General features: G+C 43.2%; 8 protein-coding genes and 1 pseudogene. 4 read left to right on the top strand and 5 right to left on the bottom strand.

Annotated elements, in window-relative coordinates:
• Positions 1-318: pseudogene (locus tag HXY43_RS07170) on the top strand (hypothetical protein); the annotation flags it as partial.
• A gap of 393 nt (positions 319-711) precedes the next feature.
• Positions 712-930, top strand: a complete 219-nt coding sequence (locus HXY43_RS07165) for a hypothetical protein (protein WP_026735089.1) — start codon at positions 712-714, stop codon at positions 928-930.
• 69 nt (positions 931-999) lie between these two features.
• On the opposite strand, the gene ribD is transcribed toward HXY43_RS07165, so the two are convergent.
• The 4 genes from ribD to HXY43_RS07145 all read right to left on the bottom strand — a co-directional run bounded on the left by ribD (position 1,000) and on the right by HXY43_RS07145 (position 5,046).
• Positions 1,000-2,208, bottom strand: a complete 1,209-nt coding sequence (ribD, locus tag HXY43_RS07160) for a bifunctional diaminohydroxyphosphoribosylaminopyrimidine deaminase/5-amino-6-(5-phosphoribosylamino)uracil reductase RibD (protein WP_290881640.1) — start codon at positions 2,206-2,208, stop codon at positions 1,000-1,002.
• A gap of 320 nt (positions 2,209-2,528) precedes the next feature.
• Complete coding sequence (gene mreD, locus HXY43_RS07155; protein ID WP_290881638.1) at positions 2,529-3,149, bottom strand: rod shape-determining protein MreD; 621 nt, start codon at positions 3,147-3,149, stop codon at positions 2,529-2,531.
• A 5-nt stretch (positions 3,150-3,154) separates the two neighbouring features.
• Entirely contained in the window at positions 3,155-3,958 is an 804-nt protein-coding gene (gene mreC / locus HXY43_RS07150) for a rod shape-determining protein MreC (RefSeq protein ID WP_290881637.1), read from the bottom strand.
• Between the two features lie 80 nt (positions 3,959-4,038).
• Entirely contained in the window at positions 4,039-5,046 is a 1,008-nt protein-coding gene (locus HXY43_RS07145; protein WP_026735085.1) for a rod shape-determining protein, read from the bottom strand.
• Positions 5,047-5,415: 369 nt separating this feature from the next.
• Between HXY43_RS07145 and HXY43_RS07140 the strand changes: the two genes are divergently transcribed.
• Positions 5,416-5,781, top strand: coding sequence for a single-stranded DNA-binding protein (locus HXY43_RS07140; RefSeq protein ID WP_290881634.1), 366 nt, complete (start codon positions 5,416-5,418; stop codon positions 5,779-5,781).
• Positions 5,782-5,906: 125 nt separating this feature from the next.
• Here HXY43_RS07140 and HXY43_RS07135 read toward each other — a convergent pair whose 3' ends face one another.
• Positions 5,907-6,653: an SIMPL domain-containing protein gene (locus tag HXY43_RS07135; protein ID WP_290881632.1), complete on the bottom strand. Its 747-nt coding sequence runs from the start codon at positions 6,651-6,653 to the stop codon at positions 5,907-5,909.
• A gap of 365 nt (positions 6,654-7,018) precedes the next feature.
• Here HXY43_RS07135 and HXY43_RS07130 point away from each other — a divergent pair, with 365 nt between their 5' ends.
• Positions 7,019-7,447: an EVE domain-containing protein gene (locus tag HXY43_RS07130; RefSeq protein WP_290881629.1), complete on the top strand. Its 429-nt coding sequence runs from the start codon at positions 7,019-7,021 to the stop codon at positions 7,445-7,447.
• Positions 7,448-7,467: the final 20 nt, after the last annotated feature.

The following is a 7,467-nucleotide window of genomic DNA, read 5'->3' as shown; positions in this document are numbered from 1 at the left end:
GGAAGTCATCTCACTTATCTTGCTCTGATGTCAAGTACGTTTTTTACACCGCTGATTATTCTTGTCTTGTTTAATTTGTCAAGCTATTTTTATACTAAATTAGATGAGCTTACCCTGAGAAATATCGCTGGAGATGCTGATGATTTAAAAGCGATACTCAGAGGTGATTATTCTTATGAGCAGGTGATGAAAATGGCAGAGGATTTGATGGTTGAAATGGAAAAATTTTATGAAGAATCAATTCTGCCTGACAGACCTGACCTAGAGCAAATTAATGAATTGTGTATAGAATTAGTGGAAATGCAAGGGTGGAGTTAATATTAATAATTAATCATTAATAATTAATAATTTATAGTTTATTAGCATTGTTTGTTGATAAGTAGGTGGACGTAATTAAATATCGTTTGTAGTGAGCGATTTATCTCTGAGCAAGGGTTTTAAGCGGCTCAAGCCCTTACTACGAACTTTTATTTAATTGAGTCTTTATACTTAAAAAATGACATGAATAATTGAATACACTTTCAAGCTTTAATAAAGTTAATTTCTATTAAAAGCTTTGTTTAATATCATCTTTCTTAATCTTCATCAAGATATGAATCAAAATATTAAGTTTGTAATAACACTTATGTCAGCTTGTACGTTAATACCGGAAGCTTCAAATCAAATTGTGTATCCTGAAAACAACTGACATTATCAAGAAATGGAGGTCTAATGACTCCCAGGATTATGCGTCAGCTTTGGTCAATAATTGAAGCCACCCAAACAAAGACGCTGTTGCAATTAGACGATGCTAGCTTAGTACAGTGGTTGGTAAAACAAACCACAACACAAGCTTTGCTAGATTGCCAAGAAACCGATTTCCTCTGTGACTACGTTAAATCCCGTCTATCCCTCATCCGCGATCTAGCTAATGAACGTCAGTATTCATGACAACAAAATTAGTCAAGAGTCAATAGTCAATAGTCAATAGTCAAATAACTCTTGACTTTGGACTTTGGACTATGGACTTCTTTGAGGCAAATAGCCTTCTATTAAACAATCTGCTCCTACCACACGCACCTCTACACGTTCTAAGGATAATGCTTCTGTCATGGTGGTAAAACCTAAGTCACCGACAGGTGTTGGAGCATGACTGCCACCAATGATTTTTGGAGCAATAAACGCTAGGACTTTTTGCACTGCTCCTTGAGCGATCGCACTAGCTGCCAAAGTCCCACCACACTCCCACAGCACGCTACAAAAACCTCGCTCGTATAAATAAGCCATCACTCGTTCTGGCGTCAGTGGTGACAATTCTATTACTTCTACCCCCCCTTGAAGCAACAGTTCCTTAAAAGCAGGGTTAGCTCCTACTTCTGTCAACACTAAAGTAGGGGCTTCTTTTGTTTGCCACAAGTTAGCTTGTTCCGGCAAGTTAAGAGTGCGACTCATCACCACCCGTAAGGGATTATGCGCTCCCTGCTGACGGCTGGTTAAACGTGGATTATCAAATCTCACCGTATTTCCACCGACAATGACAGCATCGCAAGCAGCCCGCATTTGATGGACTATGCTGCGGGCTTCTTGATTGGTTATCCAAGTACTGTGACCAGTAGTAGTAGCAATTTTGCCATCCAAAGTCATGGCGTATTTCAAAATTCCCAAGGGTCGTTTGTAGAGGATGCGATGGATAAAGCCTTCATTCAACCTCCGACAGGCTTCTTCCTCCACTCCCACCACTACTTCTATTCCAGCTGCGCGTAACCGAGCAATACCACCACCTGCTACTAGTGGATTAGGATCAACCATACCCACCACTACCTTTTTCACCCCAGCAGCAATCAATGCTTCCGAACAAGGAGGAGTGCGTCCGTGGTGATTGCAAGGTTCTAGACTGACATAAATAGTTGCCCCACGAGCATTCTCACCTGCTGCTTTGAGGGCAAAAACTTCTGCGTGCGGCTCACCTGCACGAGGATGAAAGCCTTCCCCGATAATTTCTCCATCTTTGACAACCACTGCCCCAACCAACGGATTAGGAGAAGTGCGTCCCAAAGCGCGACGGGCAAGTTCCAAACATCGCTGCATCATTACCCGATCAAAGTCGGTTCCTACCTGTTCGTGGGTGTATGAATCCGATTTAATCACTGAACTTACTATAAGTGCATTTTCCCTATTGTTATTTGGCGGGGATGCATTTGTTTGGGCAACCACTGGAGAATTATCCATAATTTTATGAAATAGAGGAACTGGGGATTAGGGAATTGTTGGTTATTTACCACTGTATGGGCGGCTTTAAAAGATAAATCGTTAATTTTAACCGAAAGATAATCAGCAAAACCCGCTCCCACTAACTACTAACCCTTAGCTTCTAATCCCTTAACTCTAGCTTTAATCCATCTTGCCAGAGGTTGCCCAAATTCCAGAAAAAAATTAAGAGTGAGGGCTATGTCTTGAGATTAAACCCAAGCTACCCTCACTCTTCACTCCTTGCCTGGGTTGTAATCCAGGCTATCCACACTCCGCGATTGGAGACTTTGAAAATTTGTTTAAGATTGCTGCTCTGCTAATTTTAGGCGCTGCCACCAACGATTTAAAGGAAAATAAACCACTGGTGCCCAGAGGCTACTAACGATCGCAGAAGCAAGAGCGACTTTCTGGTAATAAGCCCAGATGTCTGTTATATTGCGATCGCCCATCAATGTCAATTGTGAGGCAAAAATAGTTTCTGCCAGAACCGCCATTCCAAAGACAATCAGAGCGATCGAGATAAAATCTTCTTGGATAAAACGCTGTTTCTGAAGTAAAGCTGTGAGAAACCCTACTGCTCCCAAACTTAAGGCATGAGTAGGATCGGGTAATGCGATCGCATCTTGAAGTAACCCCAAAACCATACCAGCCAATGCACCTTGTAAAGGTGTACGCTTCACACTCCAAGCTACCACCCAAATTAACAACCAGTTGGGGCCAATTCCCAATAATTCCATACCAGGAAGGCGGGTAGGCAGCATCAGCAAGCATAGGATTGCAGACCCAAAAATCACAATCCAATTGATTATGAGTCGGAGGTGGGGATGCCAACGCGAAATGGGATTGATGTGAAATATGGATTTTCGCGATCGCGATTTTGGCTTATTTTGCCTGACACCCCGAAACGCAGGAATTTTCATATTCTTTATTTCTGCGACTGTTGACTTGCCGATTGCGGATTTTCCATCGGCTGGTTTTCTGGCTTGGGATACACAGTTACCCAATCCAAAGAGCGAATTGGCGGAAACAGTTCGACTTTCGCCACAGAAGCTGGAAGTTTCTTTAAATCTAAAGATTTAATTCGTCCCACTGCTAACCCAGACGGAAACTTTTGACTATAGGTTGATGTGACAACTACATCCCCAGGTTTGACATTGGGGACTTTTTCATAAAACTCTAGCACTGCCTCTGCCGAAGCATCGCCCCGTAAAACTCCTTTAGCTCCAGTACGGCTAATATTTACACCGACTTTGCTTTTTAGGTCGCTGATTAACAATACGCGGCTAGTGTTAGGAGTTACATTTTCTACCAGACCTACCAATCCACCTTCAGCTTTGACTACAAAGCCTTCCTGAATCCCCGCCTGACTACCGCGATTGAGGATCACTTGTTGCCACCAGTTATCGGCACTACGCCCCACTACCCGTGCTGGTATTGGACGAGAAGACAAAGGCTCTTTTTCAACGTAACTCAGTAACTGTTTTAGCTTTTTATTTTGGTTTTCTAATTCTACTATCTGGGTTTCTAATTCTAATACCCGAGCATCCCTCAAGCGTTCCTCTGACGTAGGGCCTGGCTGCACAATCTGAAATTGGCTGGTAATTCCCTGATAAAGCTCTAGTAACAGTGTTCCTTGAGTTTGTCTAACTACCCAAGCGCTAACAACTAATAGAGAAAGCAGCCCAATTTGTAACCCTTTATGCTCCCACCAGCGACGTAATGTAAACATATATACCTTTATCTAACCGTATAACTATCGTCAATATTGTTTTTTTAACAAAACCAATATCTAAAAATTACTTCTTTTAGCTACATATTTCGAGAACGCCCGCTGAACACTCGTTCTAGCTGCTTGAAATTTTCTAACACACGACCTGTACCCAAAACCACGCAACTGAGAGGGTCAGCAGCAACATGCGTCACAATCCCCGTTTCATGACTAATTAACGTATCGAGTCCTTTCAGCAAAGCACCACCACCGGCTAGCATAATGCCCCGATCAATAATATCTGCCGCTAGTTCTGGAGGTGTGCGCTCCAGAGTCCGCTTTACAGCTTCGATGATTACTGATAGCGGTTCCGACATACTTTCACGAATTTCTGGCCCTTTGATGGTTACAGTTCGCGGTAAACCGGAGAGTAGGTGTAAACCCCGGACTTCCATCATGGCATCATCATCATCGTGAGTCGGATAGGCAGAACCAATGCGAATCTTGATATCCTCAGCAGTACGTTCCCCGATTACCAGGTTATGAACTTTCTTCATGTACTGCATTATTGATTCCGTGAGTTCATCCCCAGCAATGCGTACTGATTCGCTTAGTACTGTACCTTGAAGACTCAGTACTGCTACTTCTGTTGTGCCGCCGCCAATATCGATGATCATATTGCCAGTTGGTTCGGCTACAGGTAATCCTGCCCCGATGGCAGCGGCCACAGGCTCATCAATTAAGTAGACTTCTCTAGCACCTGCCTGCGTGGCAGCATCCATCACAGCTCGTCTTTCTACCCCTGTTACACCACTGGGAATACCAATGACTATCCGGGGTAACACTAGTGACTTGCCCTCATTTACCCGCTGAATAAAGCTTTTGAGCATCAGCTCGGCTGTGTCGAAATCGGCGATTACACCATCGCGCAAGGGACGGAGGGCAATCACGTTTCCAGGTGTTCGACCGAGCATTTTTTTAGCATCTTCTCCCACTGCCAGTGCTACCTTTTCATTTTGGTCAATGGCAACTACTGACGGTTCTTGGAGAACTATACCTTTACCTGATACATACACGAGGGTATTTGCGGTACCGAGATCGATACCCATATCTCGCGATAAGGAAAACTTACTGAAAAGACCCACGCGTCTTGTTGCCCCCTATTTTGATATTTTTGACTACTACCCTAAGACAGAATCGTGCAGGATTCTATTACTTTTTTTGACCTGAGTCCAGTAAACTAGGTTATCTTTTTATAACTTTTCGGAATCTTTTGCCTGTCTGTGGCTTTTACTTTTTTATATTCTCTAACTACGGGAGCATATCCGTATACTTTTGTATTTATAACAGAGTAAATTTTATCATTCGCATCAGTATTTATAATTGTTAATTATTTAACACCCTATTCTACACGCAGAGAATTCGCTATGATGGGAGTCACGATTAAATGAGTACGCCTGTACTGGAAGGTAACACACATGAGTATTAATATTGTCACCCTAGTCGGTCGTGTAGGCGGCGACCCAGATATGAAATATTTCGAGGACAGTGGTAGCGTCAAGTGTAAATTAACACTGGCGGTAAGAAGGCGATCGCGCAATAGTGATGAACCTGACTGGTTTAACTTAGAACTATGGGGAAATACAGCAGAGGTGGCTGGTCGGTTTGTACGTAAAGGAAGTCTGATCGGAGTTAAAGGCTCCTTGAAATTTGACACCTGGAACGATCGCAACACAGGTGCACTCCGTTCTACACCAGTCATCAGAGTAGACCAATTAGATTTATTGGGTTCCAAACGAGATGCAGAGGCAGAGATGATGGATACTAACCCTGAAAATTTTTAATTAGTTAGTAGTTAGTAGTTAGTAGTTACTAATTGCTACTTGGTGATTGGTGATTATTATTTTTCTTTCCCATTACCTATTCCCTATTCCTTATTACCCACTAACCACTAACCACTAACCACTAACTAATAACTAATTTGCAACGTCACCGATGCTTCTACTTGCTGTTCACCGCCTTCTACAGGAGTAGCAGCATCCGCTACCTTGGCAGCCTCCGTACGAAGCATCGGACGTGGCGGTGGTGGTGGCGCATTTGCTCCATCGATTTGAATGCTAACTATCTCTTTACGCTGGAAACCCAAAGCGCTAAAAACCGCATCAGCTTGTTGCTGAGCCTCTTGAGTAGCTTCTTTGAGTGCTTGTTTTTGAGCTTGGGCGATCGCTTCATCAGTAGCGACAAAACTAATACTATTAATCTGCGTCGCACCTGCTTTCACGGCTTCATCCAATAACGTACCAGCTTTATCAGTAGCAATACGGAAACTGACGGTGTTGGTAGCAGCATAGCCTGTCAAGCGCTGCACATTATCCTTATAGCTATACACTGGATTGAGAGTAATACCAGTAGTCTGCAATTTCTCCACATTACGGCTCTTAAGCAGTGTCACTACAGCTGATGACCTGCGTGCAGCTTCTTGCTGTGCCTCTTGTGCAGTTTTAGCCTGAAGTTCTACACCCAAAACAACTTGAGCTAAAGTAGCAGGAATTGTTTCTACTCCCCGACCAGTCACTGTGAGAGTTCTGAACATCCTCTCTTTCTCTTGTGCTAGAACAGGCTGGGCAAAAGTCACACATACCAGCATGGCTAAAGATACGGTCTTCCACAAGTTCCCAGCAAATAGCTGAGAATCCAACAAGGCAGCTTTATTCATTTAACTTTCACTCCTCAAAATTAAGGGACTGGGGATTAGGGATTAGGGATTAGGGATTTAAGAATCTTTTCTACTAGCTATTAGCTCCATCTTCTAGTTCCTAGACCCTAAGCTCCTAATAACCCAATACGGTTCAGTTAAGGTTTTGATCCCCCCTAGCCCCCCTTAAAAAGGGGGGAAATTTATCTTAAAGTCCCCCTTGAAAAGGGGGATTTAGGGGGATCTCCAAAGATTGACTTCTACTCACTGAACCGTATTGCCTAATAACCAGATGTTTTCACTTTCACACGTAATAATCGCTATTCTAAGACGGTTACATTTTTAGAAACTTAAAAAACGACACTCAGACTTTGGGAGATAGTTTCATGGCGTATTGGCTGCTGAAAACTGAGCCGGAAGAGTATTCCTACTCCGATTTAGAACGGGATGGCAGTACAGTTTGGAATGGAGTAAGCAACGCTCTAGCTCTCAAGCATCTACGTATGATGACAGTAGGGGATTTGGCGTTAATTTATCACACTGGCAAGGAGCGGCAAGTTATGGGTGTAGCAGAGATAACGAGCCAACCTTACCCCGATCCAAAATTGGATAATGCCAAAAGAGTTGTTGTGGATGTAAAGGCAATACAAAGAGTGCTTCAACCCGTTACCCTAGCTCAAATCAAGCAGGACAGTAGCTTTGAAAATTTTGATTTGCTGCGTCTCCCTAGACTATCTGTAGTCCCAGTGTCAGAGTCGCATTGGCAGCAGCTCCTACAATTATCAGGTAGTAGGGGTGAAGCATTTTGTAGGTAGTCCTGGCATTTTAGCAATAA

This window comes from Fischerella sp. (assembly GCF_013388695.1).
Lineage (GTDB): Bacteria > Cyanobacteriota > Cyanobacteriia > Cyanobacteriales > Nostocaceae > PCC9605.
The sequence above is the reverse complement of the archived record's forward strand: the minus strand, read 5'-3'. Positions and strand labels throughout refer to the sequence as shown.

Coding starts and splice junctions, on each gene's coding strand:
- HXY43_RS07165 (WP_026735089.1), top strand. CDS start 712: ATGACTCCCAGGATTATGCGTCAGCTTTGGTCAATAATTGAAGCCACC.
- ribD (WP_290881640.1), bottom strand. CDS start 2,208: ATGGATAATTCTCCAGTGGTTGCCCAAACAAATGCATCCCCGCCAAAT.
- mreD (WP_290881638.1), bottom strand. CDS start 3,149: ATGAAAATTCCTGCGTTTCGGGGTGTCAGGCAAAATAAGCCAAAATCG.
- mreC (WP_290881637.1), bottom strand. CDS start 3,958: ATGTTTACATTACGTCGCTGGTGGGAGCATAAAGGGTTACAAATTGGG.
- HXY43_RS07145 (WP_026735085.1), bottom strand. CDS start 5,046: ATGGGTATCGATCTCGGTACCGCAAATACCCTCGTGTATGTATCAGGT.
- HXY43_RS07140 (WP_290881634.1), top strand. CDS start 5,416: ATGAGTATTAATATTGTCACCCTAGTCGGTCGTGTAGGCGGCGACCCA.
- HXY43_RS07135 (WP_290881632.1), bottom strand. CDS start 6,653: ATGAATAAAGCTGCCTTGTTGGATTCTCAGCTATTTGCTGGGAACTTG.
- HXY43_RS07130 (WP_290881629.1), top strand. CDS start 7,019: ATGGCGTATTGGCTGCTGAAAACTGAGCCGGAAGAGTATTCCTACTCC.